The organism is Melittangium boletus DSM 14713, assembly GCF_002305855.1.
In the GTDB taxonomy this organism is placed as follows: Bacteria; Myxococcota; Myxococcia; order Myxococcales; family Myxococcaceae; genus Cystobacter; species Cystobacter boletus.
This window is the reverse complement of record NZ_CP022163.1, coordinates 2,357,464-2,376,921: the sequence shown is the minus strand read 5'-3', so window position 1 is coordinate 2,376,921 and position 19,458 is coordinate 2,357,464. Positions and strand designations below refer to the sequence as shown.

Annotated in this window: 16 protein-coding genes; 5 read left to right on the top strand and 11 right to left on the bottom strand. The window is 69.5% G+C overall.

Going from position 1 to position 19,458, the window contains the following annotated elements:
• Positions 1 to 44 precede the first annotated feature (44 nt).
• A complete protein-coding gene (gene tnpC / locus MEBOL_RS09880) occupies positions 45 to 1,505 on the top strand; it encodes an IS66 family transposase (protein ID WP_095977180.1) in 1,461 nt (486 codons plus the stop codon).
• Here the strand turns inward: tnpC and MEBOL_RS09875 are convergent.
• A complete protein-coding gene (locus tag MEBOL_RS09875; protein ID WP_157774846.1) occupies positions 1,472 to 1,963 on the bottom strand; it encodes a hypothetical protein in 492 nt (163 codons plus the stop codon). The two genes, tnpC and MEBOL_RS09875, sit on opposite strands and share 34 nt — an antisense overlap.
• Before the next feature lie 140 nt (positions 1,964 to 2,103).
• Here MEBOL_RS09875 and MEBOL_RS09870 point away from each other — a divergent pair, with 140 nt between their 5' ends.
• Positions 2,104 to 3,783 (top strand): RluA family pseudouridine synthase, encoded by a 1,680-nt coding sequence (locus tag MEBOL_RS09870; RefSeq protein ID WP_095977178.1) that lies wholly within the window; start codon positions 2,104 to 2,106, stop codon positions 3,781 to 3,783.
• A 6-nt stretch (positions 3,784 to 3,789) separates the two neighbouring features.
• On the opposite strand, the gene MEBOL_RS09865 is transcribed toward MEBOL_RS09870, so the two are convergent.
• Positions 3,790 to 5,223: a glycoside hydrolase family 6 protein gene (locus MEBOL_RS09865; protein ID WP_095977177.1), complete on the bottom strand. Its 1,434-nt coding sequence runs from the start codon at positions 5,221 to 5,223 to the stop codon at positions 3,790 to 3,792.
• A gap of 8 nt (positions 5,224 to 5,231) precedes the next feature.
• The gene (locus MEBOL_RS09860) at positions 5,232 to 6,710 is read right to left on the bottom strand and encodes a glycoside hydrolase family 6 protein (RefSeq protein ID WP_245919615.1); all 1,479 of its coding nucleotides are present in this window, start codon (positions 6,708 to 6,710) and stop codon (positions 5,232 to 5,234) included.
• Between the two features lie 167 nt (positions 6,711 to 6,877).
• On the opposite strand from MEBOL_RS09860, the gene MEBOL_RS09855 reads away from it, so the two are divergent.
• On the top strand, positions 6,878 to 8,209 hold the full coding sequence (locus tag MEBOL_RS09855; protein ID WP_095977175.1) for a serpin family protein: 1,332 nt from the start codon (positions 6,878 to 6,880) through the stop codon (positions 8,207 to 8,209).
• 1 nt (position 8,210) lies between these two features.
• On the opposite strand, the gene MEBOL_RS09850 is transcribed toward MEBOL_RS09855, so the two are convergent.
• The 7 genes from MEBOL_RS09850 to MEBOL_RS09820 form a co-directional block, all read right to left on the bottom strand.
• A complete protein-coding gene (locus tag MEBOL_RS09850; protein WP_245919614.1) occupies positions 8,211 to 8,981 on the bottom strand; it encodes a hypothetical protein in 771 nt (256 codons plus the stop codon).
• Between the two features lie 9 nt (positions 8,982 to 8,990).
• Entirely contained in the window at positions 8,991 to 10,208 is a 1,218-nt protein-coding gene (locus MEBOL_RS09845; protein ID WP_095982685.1) for a CPBP family glutamic-type intramembrane protease, read from the bottom strand.
• A gap of 48 nt (positions 10,209 to 10,256) precedes the next feature.
• The gene (locus tag MEBOL_RS09840) at positions 10,257 to 12,344 is read right to left on the bottom strand and encodes a chloride channel protein (RefSeq protein ID WP_179956403.1); all 2,088 of its coding nucleotides are present in this window, start codon (positions 12,342 to 12,344) and stop codon (positions 10,257 to 10,259) included.
• A gap of 141 nt (positions 12,345 to 12,485) precedes the next feature.
• The gene (locus MEBOL_RS09835) at positions 12,486 to 13,268 is read right to left on the bottom strand and encodes a DUF1109 family protein (RefSeq protein WP_095977174.1); all 783 of its coding nucleotides are present in this window, start codon (positions 13,266 to 13,268) and stop codon (positions 12,486 to 12,488) included.
• Entirely contained in the window at positions 13,265 to 13,789 is a 525-nt protein-coding gene (locus MEBOL_RS09830) for an RNA polymerase sigma factor (RefSeq protein WP_095977173.1), read from the bottom strand. Before MEBOL_RS09830 ends, MEBOL_RS09835 begins: the two co-directional genes overlap by 4 nt.
• Positions 13,790 to 13,944: 155 nt before the next feature.
• On the bottom strand, positions 13,945 to 14,976 hold the full coding sequence (locus MEBOL_RS09825; protein WP_095977172.1) for an acyl-CoA desaturase: 1,032 nt from the start codon (positions 14,974 to 14,976) through the stop codon (positions 13,945 to 13,947).
• Positions 14,977 to 15,057: 81 nt separating this feature from the next.
• Entirely contained in the window at positions 15,058 to 16,491 is a 1,434-nt protein-coding gene (locus MEBOL_RS09820; protein WP_095977171.1) for a TPR end-of-group domain-containing protein, read from the bottom strand.
• A gap of 90 nt (positions 16,492 to 16,581) precedes the next feature.
• Here MEBOL_RS09820 and dusB point away from each other — a divergent pair, with 90 nt between their 5' ends.
• Positions 16,582 to 17,595: a tRNA dihydrouridine synthase DusB gene (dusB, locus tag MEBOL_RS09815; protein ID WP_095977170.1), complete on the top strand. Its 1,014-nt coding sequence runs from the start codon at positions 16,582 to 16,584 to the stop codon at positions 17,593 to 17,595.
• On the opposite strand, the gene MEBOL_RS09810 is transcribed toward dusB, so the two are convergent.
• Positions 17,574 to 18,878 carry a glycoside hydrolase family 1 protein gene (locus tag MEBOL_RS09810; protein WP_095982683.1) on the bottom strand — a complete coding sequence of 435 codons (1,305 nt, stop codon included), beginning with the start codon at positions 18,876 to 18,878 and terminating at the stop codon, positions 17,574 to 17,576. The genes dusB and MEBOL_RS09810 overlap by 22 nt on opposite strands.
• A 310-nt stretch (positions 18,879 to 19,188) precedes the next feature.
• Between MEBOL_RS09810 and MEBOL_RS09805 the strand changes: the two genes are divergently transcribed.
• Positions 19,189 to 19,416: an excinuclease ABC subunit A gene (locus MEBOL_RS09805; RefSeq protein WP_095977169.1), complete on the top strand. Its 228-nt coding sequence runs from the start codon at positions 19,189 to 19,191 to the stop codon at positions 19,414 to 19,416.
• The last annotated feature ends 42 nt before the right edge of the window (positions 19,417 to 19,458 follow it).

Genomic DNA, 19,458 nt, shown 5'->3' with positions numbered 1-19,458 from the left:
AGTAGTGCTGGACGAGGGGACGGGAGACGTGGTGTAGCAGAGACATGGCGGAAGTGGATTCCCGAGCCGCGCGGATTGCGGAACTGGAAGCGATGGTGGCCGCGCGAGACGCGCGGATAGCGGAGTTGATGGCGAAGGTGGAAGCACTCACTGCGCGTGTGGCGGAGTTGGAGGCGCGCCTGAGCCAGAACTCGAGTAACTCCTCCAAGCCGCCTTCCTCGGACGGCCCTGGAGCCCGGCGCCAGCCGAAGAAGCCAACGGGCCGAAGTCCTGGGGGCCAGCCCGGACACAAGAAGCATGAGCGCGAGCTGCTGCCGCCCGAAGAGGTGCGGCACGTCGTCGAGTTGGTGCCCAAGGAGTGCAAGGACTGTGGGCGTCGGCTGGAGGGAAGAGACGTGGAGCCGCGCCGCCATCAGGTGGTGGAGGTGCCGCCGCTGTCGGCCGTTGTCACGGAGTATCGCAGCCATGCGCTGGAATGCGGCGCGTGCGGCACGGTGACACGAGAGGAAGTGCCCGGGTACGCCAGCAGTGCCTTCGGAGATAGGTTGGGCGCGCTCGCCAGTCTGCTGGTGGGCAAGTACCGGCTGTCCAAACGACTGGTGAAGGACGCGCTGTCGGACATGGTGGGGGTGCGGCTGTCAGTGGGCAGTGTGGTGAATCTGGAAGGGCAAATGGCCGAGGCGCTCGCCCCGGCGGTGCGCGAGGCTGGCGAGTACGTGAAGGCCGCCGACAGGGTGCACGCGGACGAGACGGGGTGGGTGGAGGGGCGGCGGGAAGGCCGAGGCCAACGTGCCTGGCTGTGGCTGGTGGCCACGGCGTTGGTGGCTGTCTTTCACATCGCTCGGAGTCGCGGGGCCAAGGTAGCGCGTGCGCTGCTGGGAGAAGACTTCGCGGGCATCCTGGGCAGTGACAGGTGGAGCGCGTACGCATGGTATGACCCGGGCCTGAGGCAGTTGTGCTGGGCCCACCTGCTGCGCGACTTCCAGGGCTTCATCGAGCGGGGCGGCGAGGGAGGGCCGCTTGGCGAGGCGTTGATGCGGCAAGTCGAGCGCTTCTTCACCTGGTACCACTGGGTGCGCGATGGCACGCTGGCACGGGAGGACTTCGAGAAGAGGATGCCCGAGGTGGAGCGCGAAGTGGGCCGACTGCTGCGCCGGGCCGCGGTGTGCGCGCAGAAGAAAACAGCCGGCATGGCACGGGAAATCCTCCGGTGGGAGAAGTGCCTGTGGACATTTGTCGACATACCGGAGGTGGAGCCGACAAACAACTTCGCCGAGAGGTGCCTGCGTCACGCGGTCATGTACAGGAAGACATCCTTTGGCACGCAAGGCCCCGAAGGCAGCCTCTTCGTGGAACGAATCCTCACGACCGTTACCACCCTCAAGTTGCAACGGCGAGGCGTGCTGGACTTCCTGACGGACACCCTCCACGCACATCGACGGGGCCTTTCGACTCCCTCGTTGTTGCCCCTTCATGCCTCGGTCCAACTCTCGGCCTCAGCCTGAGTCGGTGAACGGTTACCTTTTCTGTAGCGCGGCTCAATGGTGAAGTTGTTGGGGAATTTTTGGGAAAGTCGTGTTTGGATGCAATTGAAGGCCGCCGTGTGTTTTATCTTCCCAAGATGTCTTCTCCAGGTAGGCCCCTGCTTCTCCTGGACGACGGGTGCCTTTTCACACTCCGAGTCAGGCAGGGAGCGGCCTTTGCCAAAGAGTTGTTCGTCCACCGTGCGGTTCGCCTCCCGGGTGCGGTCCTTGAGAATCTCTTCGACGGTCTGCTTCTGTGCCTCATCGAGGAACCTGGCGACGGTGAGGGCTCCCTGTATCGCCTCGGTCACCCGGCGGGTGTGCTCAATCACCTGCGTCGCTCGTGTTGCCGCTGGTACGAGGAACTCTCCGGTGCTCGGGTTGATCGGGGTGGCGCAAGCTGCTCCGCAGGACTGGTGCAGGTTCTTCCTGTCACCCATTCCGTGTCCTCCCCATGCGGGGTCGCGCAGGCGCAGACGACGAGCACCAGCATTAGGAAGGGGTTGGATGTAGGTGTGTGCGGCATCGCCTGGGCTCACCGGTAGCGGTCGAAGGGTCGATTTCATGCTACCGGGAGCGGGTGCTGACCGGGTTGACCCTCTTCGAGCCACAGCCGGACCCTCGGGAACTGCCGGGGGTCTTCCCCAGCCCCTTCGATGAACTCGGCCCCCATGCCCTGGCGCGTCGGGCCGCCGAGCTGTTGCAGGCGGAGCTTCGCGCCGGCTTCCTCGCCCCGGGCCTTCCCTCCTCCACGCTCGACGGTCCCGAGGGCGGCAAGATGTTCGGGGTGCTCGTCGTGCGCGAGCCCGGGGGCTGCCTCGGCTTCTTGCGCGCCTTCTCCGGCATGCTCGCGGGCAGGTGGCTCCTGCCGGGCTTCGTCCCGCCCCTCTTCGACGCCGAGGCCCGTGCCCTCATCGAGTCTCCTGGCGAGGCCGAGGTGAAGGCCCTCATCGCCCGCGCCGAGGTGTTCCAATCTTCATCCGAACTTGCCGCCCTGCGCACTGCCCTCGCGGAACAGGCTTCACGTCATGCGGGAGAGCGCGAGGCGCTGCGTCTCCGTCACGAGGCGAACCGGCGCGAGCGCCAGTCGCGGCGGGCGGAACTCATGGTCTCCTCTCTGTCCGAGGAGGGGCGGCGCGCGGCCCTCCATGAACTCGACCAGCGCAGCCGGGGGGACAAGGCCGAGAAGCGCCGGAGCGACGCGGCCTGGGAGGCCGAGCGTCAGGCCCTCGCGCCGAAGCTCGCGCGGCTGGAGCGCCGGGGACGCGCGCTCGATCGTCTGCGGCACATGTTCAGCCGCGCGCTCATGCGGCGCCTCCATGACACCTACGACGTCCCCAACGCACGCGGAGAGTTCCGTCCCCTCCGCTCCCTCTATGTCCCGCGAGAGCCACCGTCCGGTGCCGCTGATTGCGCCGGGCCCAAGCTGCTCGCCCAGGCCTTCGCACAGGGTCTTCAACCCGTGGCGCTCGCCGAGTTCTGGTGGGGGGCGCCTCCCTCTTCCGGCGGACGCATCACCGGCGCCTTCTATGCCGCTTGCCGGGACAAGTGTGGGCCCCTCTTGCCCTTCATGCTGGACGGTCTTCCGGTCTCGCCTCCCCGGGTTTTCTCCCCACCGGCTCGTGCTCCCGGCGAGCTGTCCATCGTCCACGAGGACCCCTGGCTCGTGGTGATCGACAAGCCCGGGGGCTTGCTCTCCGTCCCCGGCAAGGACGAGGCGGCGGGGGCGGATTCGATCCTCTCCCGGCTGCGCGCCCGTTATCCCAACGCGACCGGGCCGCTGCTCGTGCACCGGCTCGACCTGGATACCTCGGGGTTGCTCGTCGCGGCGCTCGACTCGCGCACGCACGCGGCCCTGCAACGGCAGTTCCTCCACCGCGACGTCCACAAGCGCTACGTGGCGTGGGTGGAGGGCACCGTTCAGGCAGACGAAGGGGTCATCGACTTCCCCATGCGCGTGGACCTGAGTGACAGGCCTCGGCAGATCCACGATCCCGTGCACGGCAAGGCCGCCACCACCCGCTGGCGGGTGCTCGAACGGCGGGGGACTCGCACCCGCGTGGCCTTCTTCCCGCTCACGGGCAGGACGCACCAGTTGCGCGTCCACGCGGCGCACCCGCTGGGGCTCGGGGCGCCCATCGTCGGAGACCGCCTCTATGGCCACGAGGACGCGCGCCTCTTCCTGCACGCGGAGGCGCTGACGTTCACGCACCCCCAGACGGGCGAGCGCGTGTCCTTCGCGCGGCCCGCCCCGTTCTGAGCCGGCTCAGGTGCCGTGGATGAGCCGCCAGGCGATCTCCGGATCGAACTGGCCCGCGGGGACGCTCGGGGCGATGCCGCACTGGCCATCCGAGTTGCCGGGCGCCTTCACCCACACGAGCATCTCCGCGCCGCCACCCGCCTGGGACGGGGTGCCGAGCTTGCGGCCGCCCGGGTTGCACCACTCGCCATTGGTGCCGTTGCCATTGCGGCTGGTGTCCACCACGAAGGCCTTCGTGTAGCCGTAGCGGCTGGACAGGGCGGCGTTGACCGCGTTGCCGTAGGTGACGGTTTCGGCGGTGGGGTAGAAGTTGGAGATGTTGGCCACGAAGCCGCGGATGTTGCCCGTGCCGACCGACTGGAGCCGCTGCGCCATGGTGTCCGGGGCGATCCACCGCGCGTTGCCGCCATCCATATAGGCCCAGGTGTTGGGTGCGCGGTCGCGAAGTTGCTCGGTGGCGTAACGCAGCAGTTCCAGCCGGGTCCGCCGGTCCGCGTCGCTGGGCATGCAGTCGAGCTGGGCGAGCGCATCCGGTTCGATGAGCACGATGGCGGGGCGGTTGCCGAGGCCCGAGACGAAGTCATAGAACCAAGCCCGGTAGGCATCGGGGGTGCCCGCGCCGCCGCCCGAGTGGCTGCCGCAGTCGCGGCCGGGGATGTTGTAGGCCACGAGCACGGGCAGCTTGTTGGCCGCGGCGGCCGCGCTCACGTAACTGGACACCGCGGAGGCGATGTTCGAGTTCCAGTTGCCGAACCAGCGGGCCATGGGCTTGCTCGCGATGTCGGACTGGATGCGGGCCGCGCGCCCGTCACCGCCGTTGTTGCGCGCCCAGATGGCGGCGTTGGAGTTGGGGTCCACGTAGAAGCCCTGGGTCTGGGCGATGGGACCCGTGCCGTTGTCCGTGCGCGTGAGTGAGACGTCGTCGAGCCACACGGTGAGGGCGCCATGGCCCCCGAGCTGGAAGGTCACCTGACCCAGGCTGGTCGTCATGGACGAGGTGAAGGGGATGGAATAGCGGCGCGAGGTGCCATCGACCGCGATCGGCCTGTCCAACGGCGTGGTGTAGGGCGCGGTTTCCATCTTCACGGTGGCGCGGATGTTCGCGCTCGCCGAGGCCTTGATGGTGAAGGACAGCGTGTAGGCTTGACCATTCACCAGGGGCCGCCCGCTCTGGCCCACGACGGCATCCCAGACGTTGGTGGTGCCGCTGGAGACATCGAGCCGCCACTGGCCGTTCTCGACGCGAGACTGGGTGTTGGCGCCGTTCCACCAGGAGGTGGTGCTCGCGCTGAAGGCGCCGTTGGAGACGAGATTGATGGTGGCCGCCTGGGAGGTGCTTTCCAGGGAGGGCTCATCCTTCGTTGCCTCGGACGCGGCCGGGCCACACGCCAGCGACAGGACCGTGGCGAGTGTCAGGGAAATGGGATGGATCGAGTTCATGGGGAAGCTCAGGTGCCGTGGATGAGCCGCCAGGCGATCTCCGGATCGAACTGGCCCGCGGGGACGCCCGGGGCGATGCCGCACTGGCCATCCGAGTCGCCGGGGGTCTTCACCCACACCAGCATCTCCGCGCCGCCACCCGCCTGGGACGGGGTGCCGAGCTTGCGGCCGCCGGGGTTGCACCACTCGCCGTTGGAGCCGTTGCCGTTGCGGCTGGTGTCCACCACGAAGGCCTTGGTGTAGCCGTAGCGGCTGGACAGGGCGGCGTTGACCGCGTTGCCATAGGTGACGGTCTCGGCCGTGGGGTAGAAGTTGGAGATGTTGGCCACGAAGCCGCGGATGTTGCCCGTCCCGGCCGATTGCAGCCGCTGCGCCATGGTGTCGGGGGCGATCCACCGCGCGTTGCCTCCGTCCATGTAGGCCCAGGTGTTGGGTGCGCGGTCGCGAAGCTGCTCGGTGGCGTAGCGCAGCAGGTCCAACCGGTTCTGCCGGTCCCAATCGCTGGGCATGCAGTCGAGCTGGGCGAGCGCGTCCGGCTCGATGAGCACGATGGCGGGGCGGTTGCCGAGGCCCGAGACGAAGGCGGAGAACCACGCGCGGTAGGCGTCGGGGGTGCCCGCGCCGCCGCCCGAGTGGCTGCCGCAGTCGCGGCCGGGGATGTTGTAGGCCACGAGCACGGGCAGCTTGTTGGCCGCGGCGGCCGCGCCGACGTAGCTGGACACCGCGGAGGTGATGTCCGAGTTCCAGTTGCCGAACCAGCGGGCCATGGGCTTGCTCGCGATGTCGGACTGGATGCGGGCCGCGCGCCCGTCACCGCCGTTGTTGCGCGCCCAGACGGCGGGGTTGGAGTTCGGGTCCACGTAGAAGCCGTTGGTCATCGCGATGGGCCCCGAGCCCGTGCTTCCTCCCTCGCGCGTGAGCGAGATGTCATCGAGCCGGACGGTGAGGGCGCCTCGGCCGCCGATCTGGAAGGTCACCTGTCCCTGGGCGGAGCTCACGGACGAGGTGAAGGGGAACGAGTAGCGGCGCGCGGTACCGTTGACGGCGACCTGTTTGTCCAGGGTGGCCGTGAAGGGAGCGCTCTCCAGTTGCACCGTGGTGCGGATGCTCACGCTCTCCGAGGCCGAGACGGTGAAGGACAGGGTGTAGGCCTGACCGCTCGCCAGCGGGATTCCACTCTGTCCGGCGATCGCGTCCCAGGCGTTGGCGGTGCCGTTGGGGACGTCGAGCCGCCACTGGCCGTTCTCGACGCGCGACTGGGTGTTGGCGCCGTTCCACCAGGAGGTGGTGCCCGAGTTGAAGTTCCCGTTGAGGATCAGCTCGGTGGTGGCCGCCCGCGAGGTGCTTTCCAGGGGCGGGGTGTCCGCTGCCTCCACGCTGGCGGCCGGGCCACAGGACACGGTGAGGGCCGAGGCGAGCGTCAGCGCGGCGAGGGAGATGGACCGAGGGGCGAAGCCGGAGAGCATCGTTGGGAAGGGAAGGGCCATGAATACCGCTCTATCTCGTTTTCCTAAGTAGTGGAAAGAGGGAACCCTCGGAATTCCGAGGCACTGTTCCCATGCGAAGTGTGCAAGTCATTGAAGTTGCTGTGCGCCCGGACGTGCATGCCTCTTGCTTGTTCGCGGCGCGAATCAGGTTTTCGAGGAGGACGACAATGGCTTCATCCCGCCGTGGAATCATCCCTTGGTGCACCGCCGCGCTGCTGCTCTCAGGCTGTTTGCCCGACCCGCCCGACTCCGTGGGCGAGGACCCCGAACAGGCCATCAACTGTTTGTGCTCGCCCCAGCCGCCCGTCTTGGCGGCGGCGCCGGGCGAGTCCGTCGCCTCGTCGGAGGCGCGCGTGTTGGCGCCCGGGGCCACGGCGGGGGAGATGGCGTCGCTCGTCGCGGCGAACACCGACTTCGCCGCGACGCTCCACCGGATCAGCAAGCCGGGACAGAACCTCTTCTTCTCGCCGTTCAGCATCTCCCAGGCCCTGTCCATGGTGTACGTGGGCGCCCGGGGCACCACCGAGTCCCAGATGGCCCAGGTGCTGCGCTTCCCGCTGTCCCAGGAGCGGCTGCATCCCACCATGAACGCGTTGGACTTGGCGCTCCAGGTGCGCACGGGGACGGTGCCGCCGGGGAGCACCCCGCCCACGTTCCGCGTGGTGAACGGCTCCTGGGGCCAGAAGGGGCTCGCGTTCGAGCCCGCCTTCCTGGACGTGCTCGCCCGTCAGTATGGCGCGGGCATGCGGGTGGTGGACTTCACCACCGAGGCGCCCACCCTGCGCGATCGCATCAACCTCTGGGTGGAGGAGCAGACGGAGGGCCGCATCAAGGAACTGCTCTCGACCTCGGCGGTGACGCCCAACACGCGGCTGATGCTCGTCAACGCGCTCTACTTCAAGGGCGCGTGGGCCCAGCCCTTCCGCAAGAGCGCCACCCGGGACGAGTCATTCCGTGCCCTCGATGGGACCCTCAGCCCGGTGCCGATGATGCGCGGGGCCTCGGGCGCGTACATGGCGGGAGACGGCTTCGAGTCGATCGCCATGCCCTACGTGGGCGGGGACTTCCGCATGGTGATCATCCTCCCGGCGGCGGGGCGGTTCGCGGAGGTGGAGTCGCGGCTGTCCTCGGCCTTCCTGGAGGGCATTCGCACGCAGCTCCAGGGCCGCTACCTGGACATCCGCCTGCCGCGCTTCCAGGTGGAGTCGGCGCTGCCCCTCATTCCCTCGTTGACGTCGCTGGGCATGGAGGACGCGTTCTCGCCGTACGCGAACTTCACGGGCCTGGTGCGCAGCCCGGCGCTGAGCATCACGTCCGTCAGTCACAAGTCCTTCGTGTCCGTGAATGAAGAGGGCACCGAGGCCGCCGCCGCCACCGAGGTGGGGGCCGGGCCGCCGTCCATGCCCCAGACGTTCCTCGTGGATCGGCCCTTCCTCTTCCTCATCGAGCACGTGGCCACGAAGAACGTGCTCTTCCTCGGGCGCTACGTGTCGCCCTGAGTCAGCCGCCTCGCGCGCGCCGCCCCAGCAGTCTGCGCACGGTGGCGCGCGTGAGGGAGGCCAGGTTGTCGGGCGTGAAGCGGAACCAGAAGCCCACGTAGTGGCCGTTGGTGCGGAAGTCCGGGTTGAGGGCGGCATAGGCCCGGGCGGCGGGCCGCTGGAAGTACTCCGGCGGATAGCGCCCGAGCGTTTCGGGCGTCATGTGGATGTGGACGTTGAAGAGGCCGCTCGCCTCGTCGACCTCGAAGTGGCTCTCCCGGGCCAGGGAGAGGAACGCGTCCTTCAGGGCGTGCTCCTCGCGGGTCCGGGGGCGGGGCTCGAAGGGACGATACCAGGACAGGGCCTCGGTGATGGACACGAAGCCGAACGGACTGGCGATGGACATCCGGTAATGGCGGCTCGTGGGGTGCTGGAGCTTGTCCTGGAGGAAGACGGTCAGCCCGGAGAGCAGGTGCAGGCCGCGCTGGCGGAACGCGGGGTGGATCCGCAGCTTGCCGCCGATGATGACGCGGCTCCGGGGCATGCCCGAGAGCGTCCCGGCCTTCCAGAACTGGAAGCCGACGATGCCGCCCGTGCCGTCCCTCCGGCGGAAGACGTGCACCAGGTCATTGGATAGGGCGTGCACGCGGAAGTGTTCCAGCTCCTCGGCCATGAGGCCGTTGGCGAATGCGTGCAGCTCCTGGAGGAGCGTGTCCGAGAAGTCCTCCCGGGCGACGGTGTCCATCGTGACAGGCGGCGTGTGGCGCGACAGGCGCGACAGGTGCTGGAGCATGGGCGGGGATTACTGGGGGGTGAGCTGGCTCGTGAGCTTCTCGAGGAGGCCCGAGCGCTGGAGCCAGAGCATGAGGGCGAAGTTGAGGGTGTTGAAGGCCGCGTGGGCCACCATCACCGAGGGCAGGCGGGTGCGGTAGAGGAAGACGAAGCCGAACCAGGCCCCGAGCGCGGCCGTCTGGAAGACCGCGAGGGTGCCCTCGTAGACGTGTCCCAGGCCGAAGAGCGCCGCGGAGACGAGCACCGCCGCGTACCAGTTGTCGAGCACCACGCGCAGCCGGGGCACGAGGAAGCCGCGGAAGGCCAGCTCCTCGAAGCCGGTGACGAGCACCATGGCGGCGGCGAACACGGGCACGCTCAGGCCCATGTCCACCAGCGCGGTGGCGACCTCCTTGCGCGCGAGGGTTTCCTTCCCGGCCAGTTTGAAGAGCGCGGCGATGGCGGCCAGGGGCAGGGAGGCGGCGATGTGGACGGCGTAGGTGGCGGGGATGGCGGGCAGGCCGAGCAGCAGCTCCTTCCCGAGCCCTTCGCGCCCGAGCCCCACCTGGGCCAGGCCCTGCCCGTTCCGCCACAGCAGCAGCGCCACGAGCAGGCTCATGCCGAGCGCCCGCAGGCACAGCCAGGTCATCGCCCCGGGCTGGAAGAGCCGGGCGTTGCGCGCGGGTCCGACCGGGACCGTCACCTCGCGCACCTCGCCCGCGCGCTCCAGGGTGAAGCGCAGGTCGGTGCTGGCGCCGCCCCCGGCTTCCCGCACGCGGGTGCGGAGATCTTCTTCGGGATTCGTGGAGGACAGCGGCGCGCCGTCCAGGGAGAGGATCCTGTCGCCCACCTCCAGACGCCCGTCGGCGGGCTGACCCGGGGTCACGGCGGTGATGCGCGCTCCGGCGGGGGTGGCCCGCGCGTGCGTCACCCCGAGGCGGGCGGGGAGCTGGGAGGGCTCCATGAACCAGCTGCTTCCCGTCGAGGCTCCGAGCGCGAGCAGATAGAGGAGCACCTGGGCCACGGCGCGTCCCCACTGGCCCGCGCGCCACTCCGTCCAGGGCCGCAGGAGCGCGACGCCCCAGAGCGCGAGCAGGACCGTGACGACGGCGAGCGGCGTGCGTCCCAGGGCCGCGAGGTTGGCCGGGACGAACACGGTGACGAGCACGAGGGCCGCCTCGGCCATCGCCCGACCTCGCGGAGGAGCGTTCTCGAGCAGGGGGGCGGGATCCCTCGCGGTCCATTGCATGAACGGCACGCTACCCGCTTCCGCGTCACCGGGTGGAAGTGTCGTGCCTCAGTTGGTGACTTCCGTGGGGGCCACGGGGTGGGCGATGAGCTGCTTGCCGGCGTGGTACGAGTTGAGGAAGCGCCGCACGCGTGCGCGCGTGAGCAGCCCGCAGGTCTGGCTGCCCGGCGTCCCCTGCACGGGCAGCGCGTCCACGTCCTCCTGGTCCATCAGGAGCAGCGCGTGCGCCAGATCCGTGTCGGGCGACAGCAGGGGCACCTTGCGCGCCACGTCGCTGGCGACGAGCACGGGGTAGAGCCCCTCGTCGCGCCAGATCTCCCGGAACTGGTCCACCTCGACGATGCCGTAGAGCCGGCCGTTGCCATCGAGCACCGGCAGCGTCCCGCTCTCGGTGGTGATGACCTGATCCATCAGGGGGCGCAGGTGCATGCTGGCGGGCACGGGAGCCAGCTCGCGCATGAGCGCGCTCACCGGCGTGGTGGACAGCAGCTCCGCGTCCGTCTTCTGCTTGGGCGCCTTGCGCTCGATGAGGTAGTGGCAGAGCGCCGAGGCGATGGTGCACGTCACCATGAGCGGCAGGATGATGGCGTGATTGCCGCTCAGCTCGTAGAGCATCATCATGCCCGTGAGCGGCCCGCGGGTGAGCGCCGCCATGGCGCCGCCCATGCCCACGATGGCGTAGGCGCCGCTGGGCCCGGTGCTGGCGGGAAACAGGTAGTGGACGATCGTGCCGAAGGCGCCGCCGAGCATGGCCCCCATCAACGCGGACGGGAAGAAGGTGCCGCCCGAGCCACCCGAGCCCAGGGTGATGGCGGTGGCCACGAGCTTCACCACGAACGCGGTGACGAGGAAGATGAGGCTCAGGTGGCCGATGGCCGCCAGGTTGATGTAGTCGTGCCCGCTGCCCCACACGGTGGGGCTGAGCATGGCGAGCACGCCCGCGCACAGGCCGCCGATGCCCGCGCGCGTCGACAGCGTGCGCTGGCCGAGCCACGTCGAGAGCTTGCCCTCCCCGCGCCCGCCGAAGAAATCCTCCGAGTGGTGCAGCAGGCGCACGAAGGCGTAGGCGAGCAGGCCGCACAACAGCCCGAGCACCACGTAGCAGATGACCTCCCACCCACTCACCATCTGGTAGCCCAGGCGGTTGATCATCGACTCGGTGCCCACGGTGCCGCGGCCCACCAGCGTCCCCGCCACGCTGGCGAGGATGATGGGGGAGAAGACGCGCAGCTCGAACTCGCGCAGGATGATTTCCATCGCGAACACGGCGCCGGCGATGGGGGCGTTGAAGGACGCGGCGATGCCCGCGCCCGCGCCGCACGCGAGCAGGATGGCGAGCTCCCGGCGGGAGAAGCCCAGGGTGCGGCCCACCGTGGAGGCGAAGGCGGCACCGCCATAGACGATGGGGCCCTCGCGTCCCGCCGAGCCGCCGCTGCCGATGGTGATGGCGCTGGCCACCAGCTTGAGCAGGCCGAAGCCGCCGGGCAGCTCCTGGTTGCTCTTCACCGCCTTGATGACCTCGGGCAGGCCGTGGCCGTGGGTGTCCGGGTAGTCCCGCAGGAGCCGGCCCACCACCAGTCCGCCCAGCGACGGCATGAGCAGGAAGATCCACCAGGGCAGCTCCGCGAGGACCTCGGTGGTGTTGTGCGCGTGGCCGAAGACACGGTTGAGCGCGGTGAGCGCCACCAGCGGGTAGTAGAGGGCGAGCGCGCCCAGCACGAGCAGGGCGAGCAGGCGCAGCCGGCGCTTCACCTCGTCCCGGGGGCCGCCCGGCTCGATGATCCGCGCGAGCACGAGCGCGCCCATGGCGAGCGGAGCGCCGATGATGGCGTACTCCAGGTGCCAGCGCGCGGTGATGAGCATGTCCCACGCGGACAGCAGCATGCGCGAGCCGGGGTTGCGCACCGCGTCGATCAACCAGACGACGTTGAAGGCGAAACCGCGAATGACGCCGATCAGGTTGGAGAAGATGCCGGCGGCGAGGCCCGCGTAGAGGCCCACCACCGCGCCCGCGATGGGGAGCACGGAGGGGCCGGGCAGGCGGATTCGGTTGAAGGCCTGCAGGGACGCGTGGGTGAAGCGCCGCAGGTGCTCGCGCACTGCGAAACGGGAAACGGGCGGAGGCTCATCCTTCATTGGTGTCCCTAATAAACGACCGACACCCGCCGGTTTCAAGGTTGTTTGAGTGGCATGGATTGCCGCCCGTGCACTGGCTGGCATCCCTGGAGGGACCCCTGCCCGCCCCGAGGGACGCTCCAATACCGGGAATACCCGTGTTTACGGAGCGTGAACCCGGGTCCGCAGCTGGGAGCGCACCCAGGGGACCAGCGCTCCCATGAGGAGCCAGGGTCCTACATGGGAGACCGCCAGGTGGGCGACGCCTCCCTCGGGACAGCGGAGGTGCACGAGGACGAGGCCCACCGCGCCCGCGGACAGTCCCGCGGCCATCGCTCGGACCGTCTGGAAGGCGAGGCGCCGCAGCGCGTTCAGGGCCAGGAGGACGGGCAGGGCCGACACCAGCACGCCCGTCCGAACACACCCGAGGCACCCCTCGAGGAAGCCGTGAACCTTGACCCCGGAGCCGCCCAGCAGCATGGCGGCGGTCACACCGGCCGCGCCCAGGGCCACGGCCACGCCCGCCGCGCCGAGTCTCCGGGTGGGGCTGAGCGCCACGAGGGTGCCCGCGCCCATGGCCAGCAGCACGAGCACCGTCAGTCCGAGCATCACCGCGGGGGGCGCGGTGTTGAGCAGCCTTCCCGCGTACCAGGAGCCCAGGGCGACGAGCACGATCACCCCGAGGCTCACGCCGAGCAGGCGCAGCGCCTCGTGCCACCAGGGGCGGGCCACGGGATGGGCGGCCAGCTCCTCGAGGGCTCGAGTCCGGGCCCGCTCCAGGGCGGGGGGGACGGCGGGCGGAGGCTCGGCGGCGAGGGAGCCATCCAGGGAGGAGAAGCCCGCGAGGAGCGCCTGGCACTCCGCGCAGGTGTCCCGGTGGGCCGCGAGCTCCGGCGGAAGGGGGGCCTCCAGGTACTCCAGGACGCGCAGGCAGTCGGGGCTCATCCGTTCGTTTCCTCTTGAAGGGCGGCGAGCAATTCCCGCAACCGTGCGTAGCCGCGGTGGGCGCGGACCTTCACCGCGGTCTCCGTCAGCCCCATCGACTCGGCGATCTCCGCGAACCCCATCCCCTCGAAGCGATGCAGGACGATGGGGATGCGCTGGCCCTCGGGGAGCTGGGCGAGTGCCCGCTGAACGGTGCGCTCGAGGCCCACGTCCCGGGGACCGCCCTGCTCGGAGGCCACCTGGGTGGGCAATTCTCCCTCGTCCGTGAGTTCCTCGGGGCGTTTGCGCCGCCGCCAGTCATGCGCCGCGTTGGTGGCGATGGCGTACAGCCAGGGCTTCACCCGTGAGCCCTGTTGGAAACGCCCACGTGCCTGCACGAGCGACAGGAAGGTCTGCTGGGACAGGTCCTCGGCCGCGGCGCGCTGGCCCGTCAGCCGCATCAGGTAGCCGTGGATGGGCCGCGCGTAGCGCTGGAAGAGGGCATCGAAGGCGCGTGCATCACCCAGGCGGAATCGCTCCATCAGCATCTCGTCCGATTCACCGGCGGAGGTGGAGGGGGCCGGTGTCTCGGCGGTACGCGCGGGCGAGGAGGGTGGTTTCACGAAAAAAGGGCGGCACGTCGGGAATCCCGAGGTGCCGCCACTCTAATCCGGCCGCTTTGGACGGCACGTATCCTTTATTGGCGCTTGAGGAGGGCCTGGGGCGTCGGCGCGGAGGAGGGCAGGCTGTCGGCCGCGGCGGCCAGGGCCTCGCGCACCCGCTCCTCGGCGGCCTTCATCTTCTGCTCGGCCGCCTTCTTGCGCGCGGCCACCGGAGCGAACCACGAGGTGCGCATGGGCGCGTTGAGGGCCGCCCGCTCCTCGGGGGAGTACTTGAGGTAGGCCATCTTCACCTGCTCGGAGGGGGTGCGCAGATCCTTCACCAGCCCCACCCAGGACAGCGCCTTGAGCGAGTAGTAGCTCAGGTCCACTTCCCACCAGAACCAGCCCTGGTTGGCGGTGTTCTGGTAGTAGTGGTGGTTGTTGTGCCAGCCCTCGCCCAGGGTGATGAGCGCGAGCAGCCAGTTGTTGCGGCTGGTGTCCGTCGTCTTGTAGCGGCGCTTGCCGAACACGTGGCTGAGCGAGTTGATGGTGAAGGTGCCGTGGTAGAGCAGGGTGGTGCTCACGAAGAAGCCCCACACGAGCATGGAGAAGCCGCCCAGGAAGTAGAGCGCCACGGCGAGCAGCAGGCCGGGCAACGCGTGCAGCTTGTTGAGCCACACCAGCTCCGGGAAGCGCGCGTAGTCCTTGATGCTGTCGTAGCGCGTCTCGCCGTACTTGTCGCAGAGGATCCACGACACGTGGCTCCACCAGAAGCCCTTCTGCAGGGGCGAGTGGATGTCCTGCTCCTGGTCCGAGTAGCGGTGGTGGTGGCGGTGGTGGGCCGCCCACCAGAGCGGGCCCTTCTGCACCGCGAGTGTGCCCGCGAGCGCCATGAAGAATTGGAAGCCGCGGCCGGCCTTGAAGGCCCGGTGGCTGAAATAGCGGTGGAAGCCCGCGGTGATGCCCCACATGCGGAAGACGTACAGGCCCACGCACACCGCCACATCCACCGGCCGCACCCCCGTGTAGAACACGAAGAGACACATCAGGTGCACGCCGATGAACGGAAGGGATGCCACCCAGTTGATCTTCTCGTCTTGCGCGGACGCGGAGGGGGAAGCGGTCACGGAAGCCTCGTGCGGAAGCGGGCCGGGCCAGGAGGTGCCCGGTCTCGTTCCGCATCAACACCTCCCCGTGTCATGGCCGTGTCAGGGCTCCGGAGATTTCCGCAGCGCTTCCAACCAGGTTTCGAATTCCGGATGCCCGTGGAGCGTGGCGAGATCCTCATCCGACGCCGCGTAGGGGGCGTCCTGGAATCCCAGCTCGGTGGCGCGCCGCAACATGCGCACCGCGTCGTGGGGATGACGCGCCCGGGCATGTGCACACGCGGCGTCATAGGCCAGGCGGGCCGCTGGCGCGTGCGCGAGTCCCGCCTCGGAGATCGCCGCCGCCTCCGAGTAGGCGCCCCGGGTGAAGAGCGTCCGGCCAGCGCACAGGAAGGCCGCCTCGGGCTGCACGCCGGGCAGCTTGAGCGCGTTGTGCACGCGCTCGGCGCGGATGAGCGAGCCCGCGTACTCGTGCAGCACGGTGGGGTGTTTCGTCTCCCGCCAGGCCAGCTCCCAGAGGGCGAGCGCGCGGGGCTCGTCGCCCAGGAGCGAGAAGGCGGCCGCCAGCGCGTGTGTCTCCACCGGTTGGCGCCGGGCCTGGGAGAAGTGGTCCAGGGCGGTGCGTCCCTGGCCCTCCTTGAGGGCCACCCATCCGAGCAGGTGGTGGGTGCGCGCGGCGAGTTCCTGGGTGGCGTCCTTGGCCTCCAGCAGGTTCTTGCCCCGCTCGCGAGCCTCGTCCAGTCGCCCGTCCTCCAATGCCCTGCGGGCCTGGCGCAGCTCCTCCGCGAGGGGCGAGGGGACGATTCCCGGCTGCACCTGCAACTGGCCCCGCGCGGCGGCGAGGAAGAGCCGCAGGGCCTGCAGGCCATAGAGGCCGAAGAGCAGTCCGAGCACGGGCGCGCGCTGGGCGCCATAGGCCACGAGCGCCACGCACAGCACGAGCGCCGCGCCCTGTGCGCCGATGAAGCCCGCCTTGCCGAAGAAGCGCGTGGCGAGGGTCGTCAGCAGCGTGCCCCCATCCAGGGTGGGGACGGGGATGAGGTTGAAGAGCGTCCAGAAGAGATTGATGACGAAGCACCAGCCGAGCAGGAAGCGGGCGGCATGGGCGTCGGGTGCCACGCCGAAGCGCCACAGCCCCAGGGCCACGAGCGCCAGGACGAAGCCGGCCAGGGGTCCGCCCGCGGTGAACAGCGCGTGCTGGTACCAGCGCAGGGTGGCGGGGGCCATGGGCTGGGTGTGGCCACCCAACCAGAGCAGCCGGACGCTCGGCCGGTAGCCGAAGGCCCGGAGCATCAGCGCGTGCCCCAGCTCATGGACGAGCACCGCGCTGGAGATGAGACCCATCCACCCGAGCGCCACGAGCAGCGCGGTGCGGCCATACGCGGGATCGCTCATGTCCTGGAGCTGGACGTAGGGCCAGACTCCCGGCTCGAGCACCGGCATGTCCCGCACCATCAACGTGCTCAGGAGCGCGGAGAAGAGCAGGTGGGAAAAGCGGACCTCGACGGGGATGTCTCCGAGGCGGAAGCGCAGCATGGGGCCGACCTTAACCAAAGGAGATCGGTCGCGCAGGCAAGTGCCCTCGGACTGGAACAATCCAGCTAATCCGCTAGGTTTCCCGCGCCCATGCTTCGAATCGGTCCCTACACCCTGCCCAACCCCTTCATCCTCGCGCCCATGGCGGGCGTGAGCGAGATGCCCTTCCGTGTCATCGCCTTCCAGCTGGGCGCGGCGCTCTGTCCAACGGAGCTCGTGAGCTCCCAGGGGTTGATGCGCATCAATCAGCGCACCCTGAAGTACCTGCGCTTCGACCCGGCGGTGGAGCGGCCCTACAGCCTGCAGCTCTATGGCGGAGACCCCGAGGCCATGGCGCGCGCGGCCGTCATCGGCAAGAGCCATGGGGCGCAGATCATCGACATCAACATGGGCTGCCCGGTGAAGAAGATCACCAAGAACGGCGCGGGCAGCGCCCTGCTGTGCGATCCGGAGCGGGCCGCCACCCTCGTGCGCGACGTCCGCGCGGCCACGGGTCTGCCCGTCACCTGCAAGATCCGCTCGGGGTGGGACGCGAATCAGCGCAACTACCTGCGCATGGCCAGCGTGCTCTTCGAGGCGGGGTGCGCCGCGCTCGCCGTGCACCCGCGCACCCGCGCCCAGGCCTACACGGGCCAGGCGGACTGGCGCGTCATCGCCGACATCAAGCACCATTTCCCGGACCAGTGCGTCATCGGCAACGGCGACGTGAAGACGTGCGCGGACGCGCACCGCATGCGCGAGACCACGGGCTGTGACTTCGTGATGATTGGCCGCGGGGCGCTCGGCAACCCCTGGCTCTTCCGGGAGCTCCTGGGGGGCCCGTCCCCGGAGCCCGAGGAGCGCTGCGAGGGGGTGCTGCGTCACTTCGAGGCCCACATGGAATTCATGGGCGAGCCCCTGTCCGCGGTGCGCACCTTCCGCAAGCACCTGGCCTGGTACGGCCACGGCCTGCGGGGCGCCGCCGTCTTCCGCGCCGAGGTCAACCAGCTCGACTCGGCCGACGAGGTGCGCGACGCCGTCCGCCGTTTCTTCGCCGCCGCGCGCGCCGATCCCCAGGGGCCGAGCGAGGAGCAGGACGTGGACTACCGCGCCGCGCTGGGCTGAATCACCGGAGGCAGGCGCCGCGTGGTCGCCACCTCCTTGTAGTAGTGGCAGGCCGGGGTGGCGCGGCGCTCGAGCGTGTCGAAGTCCACGTGGTACAGGCCGAAGCGCGGCCCCCAGCCCTCGAGCCACTCGAAGTTGTCCAGGAGGCTCCAATAGAGGTAACCGCGCACGTCCACGCCCTCGGCGCGCGCGGTGAGCACCTGGCTCAGGTGATCATGGATGTAGGCCGGACGGCGCTCGCCTCCGCGGTCGTCCATGCCGTTCTCCGTCACCCACACGGGCAGCCCGTAGCGCTTGAGCTCGCGCAGCACCTGCCCGAAGCCCTCGGGCCACAGCTCCCAGCCGATGTCCGTGAAGCCCCGGCCCCGGGGATCCCGGTACTGGAAGGACAGGAAGGGGGCGCGCGGCAGGAAGCGCAGGTGGGCGCGCGTGTAGTAGTTCATCCCGATGAAGTCGCAGGAGCCCCGGGCGCCGGGGATGTCCTCGCGCGCCGAGCCGATGCCGGGCATGTTCACCCGGAGCTTCCCGGACACCAGGGCCTCGTGGAAGGCGTGGTTGTACGCCTGGGCGCCCAGCCGCACGAGGGCCCGGTCCAGGGGGTGCCAGGCCCGGTCGGGCGCGAAGCAGAGCATGTTCTGGGAGATGCCGATCTCCACCCGGCCGAGCACCGCCAGCAGCTCCTCGCGCGCGGCCACGTGGGCGCGCACCATGTTGGCGAGCGCCGCCATCGTCTTGGGCCCGTCGGTGACGCCCGGCGGCATCAGGCCCTGCAGGTACCCGCCGAGCAGCAGCACCATGGGCTCGTTGAGCGAGATGACGAGTGCGTCCAACCCCGCGAGAAGAGGCGCGCAGGCGCGCGCGTACGCGCGGAAGGCGTCCACGCTCTGGGGCAGGTGCCAGGGCGTCTCGCGGTGGAACCAGGAGGGGTGGGTGAAGTGGTGGAGCGTCACCACCGGGCGCAGGCCGCGGGCCTTCATCCGCGAGAGCCGCTCGCGGTAGGCATTGAGCGCGCCGCCGTCGATGCGTCCGCGCTCCGGCTCGATGCGGGCCCACTCCAGGGACATGCGGAAGGCCGTGGCGCCCACGTCCAGCGCCAGGCCGTAGTCCTCCTCGTAGCGGTTCCAGTGGTCCACCGCGCGCCCGCAGCGCGCGTGCGGCTCCTTCAGCCGTCCGGCCCGCTCCCACTCGGCCCAGTCGTTCTCGATGCCGCCCTCCACCTGGTACGAGGAAGTGGCGACGCCGAAGGTGAAGTCGGGGGGAAAGGTCTTCTCGTGAGCACTCATCGCGAGCGCGCACACTAGGCCCATGCGCGCATGGGGCCGCACGCGAATCGCGCGGGAGTTCCACTCCGCTACAGGCCTGAAGAACGGCGAGGGCCGAGAATTCGGCTCCGGATCGCACGCTTCCCGCGCCCATTCCCCCGTTTTGGGCGTTCCGAACGCGCGCGATGCCGAAAAATCGGCACGCCACGCGTTGCACTACATCACCATGCGTTGACACACTGGCAAGGCATCTCTACTCTTCACCACAAGCACTCCCATGCGAGTGCAGGCCCCACTCCTAGCGAGTGGCGGTAACAAACGGAGGCTTTAGATGGCCGCGAAGAAGAAGACCGCGAAGAAGCCGGCGACGAAGAAGACCGCGAAGACCGCCGCGAAGAAGACCACCCGCAAGAGCGCCGCTCCCCGCACCGCGAAGAAGGCGGCCGGCAAGACGACGGCGAAGAAGGCCACCGCCAAGAAGACCGCTCGCAAGGCTCCGGCCCGCAAGCGCACGGCGAAGGCGCCCTCCGAGGCCGCCCCCGCCGAGGACGAGGGCTAGACGTAGCCCCCGGATTTCGAGCAGTTTGAACGGCTCGGCGGA